Raw genomic sequence first — 1,879 nt, 5'->3', positions numbered from 1 at the left:
GGCTTCCTCTCCGCCGTCAACAGCTCACCGGAGAGGAAGCCCGCGCGGCCATTTCGCTATGTCCGACCCACACCGCTCCATCAAGTCAGGCGCCGGATCAGCGCCTGGACACGAAGTCCGGTGCGCGCAGACTGCCGGGCGCGACAAGCAGAGTGGCCGTTGCCGAGACCGCGGCGACGTCCGGGTCGGCTGCCACCAGAACGGCGTTGCCAATCGTCGATCGCGGGAAGACGACCACCGCGGCGGTGAACGTGCCAGTGTCATCGGTTGTCGGGCTCAGTGGCAGGCGTCCACCCGCCAACGCGGCGAGATCGACGGCGATTGCCTTCAGCGGCGGGAAACCCGTTCCACTGATCTGAACGACACACCGGGACCGGCATACGGTCGGGTTCACAGTCAACGTCTGCGCGGTCCCCATGCCGGCCAACGCGACGGTGCGGGTCTCCGTGCCGAAATCGACGCGCAGGACCGCATCCCGTTGGCCCGAGGCACGGGGGCTGAACCCGATCTCGATCTCGCAACTGGTGTCCGGTGCCAGGGCCACGTCCGCGCACCCGTTTCGCACAACGCGGTAGTCGTCGACCGCGATCGGAACTCCAAGCTGTCCCGACTGCTCGATCGTCACGGTGGGCACGGGAAGCACGACTTGCCCCGTGTTCACGATGGCGACGGTACGACTTACCAGCGGCGCCAAGGGAAGTACGGCCCCGAACGACACTGCGGACGGAGTCACGGCGAAGGTCGGATCAGGCACCACCGGTTCTTCAGGAGGTATCGGAGTCAGTGGCGTCCAGCGGAATACGTATGCCGCACCGTGATCAGTCGCGGCGCTGTCCTCCCCTGGTGCGCTGACGACGAGAGTGTCCGAGTCCAACGACACCGAACGACCTACCGCGTCCTGTGGGGCGCCGACGATAGTCGTGATCGCATCGGCTTCCGTGGTATCGACCCAGCCCGCGGCGGGCTGTTCGAACACGTACCCGGCACCGGTTCCGCCCTTGCCGGGGGCACCCGCGGCGATCGTGTCGCCGAAGGCGGTGACAGCGTAACCCAGTTGATCACCGATCTCCGGCCCGGACGCGGCAAGCCTGGCGGTGGAACTCAGGCCGGTGGACCACCCGGCGGGGGGTTTGACGAAGACATAGACAGAGCCGCCGACGGGCGCGCCGACTTCGTCCGCGCCGGTGTCGAATGGCGCGCCCGCGACGATCACGTCGCCGGTCGCCCCTCCCAAGGCCACCGACCAGCCCAGCGATTCTGCGGGAGCTCCCACACCGGCCGTGACTGTCAACTTCGCTGTCTGCCCGGCATTGATCCACCCATCCGCTGGTCGTACGAACACATAGACAGCACCGCGTGAGCTTCCATCACCTGGAGCCCCGGCGACGATCGTGTCGTCCGCGATGTCGACGGCGAAACCGACCAAGGTGGCTTCGTTGTCCGTCGCGATCAGTCGCGCGGTCTCGGATGCGTTCAGCCAGCCTTCCGCGGGTCGCGTGTATACATAGACTCGGTCGATGGCCGAACCGGCCGCGATCGTGTCGCCGTCAATGGCGACCGACCGACCGAGCGACGTGTCCGCCTGCGGGTCGGTGCCGGTCAGTTCGACGGCTTGGTTGATCGTTCCCGCCCAGCCCGCAGGAGGTTCGGTGAACACATAGACGGCACCGTCGCCCTCCCTGGCTCCCGGAGCGCCCGCGACGATGACGCTTCCTTGGATCGCGACGGCGCTGCCCAGTGCGTCACCCTCGACGGGATCGGGAAGGATGAGCTTGGCGGTCTGGGTGGTGGTGCTGCTCCATCCGGTCGGCGACCGGACGAACACGTAGACCGCGCCCGCCCGCCCGTTCTCGGCGTCACCTGGGGCGCCCACCACGAC

At 67.5% G+C, this 1,879-nt stretch carries 1 protein-coding gene; it reads right to left on the bottom strand.

Annotated elements, in window-relative coordinates; translation table 11 throughout:
• Positions 1-97 precede the first annotated feature (97 nt).
• Entirely contained in the window at positions 98-1,825 is a 1,728-nt protein-coding gene (locus ACRDSQ_RS29580; RefSeq protein WP_431425605.1) for a hypothetical protein, read from the bottom strand.
• Positions 1,826-1,879 lie beyond the last annotated feature (54 nt).

The organism is Actinokineospora sp., assembly GCF_050699995.1.
GTDB lineage: Bacteria > Actinomycetota > Actinomycetes > Mycobacteriales > Pseudonocardiaceae > Actinokineospora.
The sequence above is the reverse complement of the archived record's forward strand: the minus strand, read 5'-3'. Positions and strand labels throughout refer to the sequence as shown.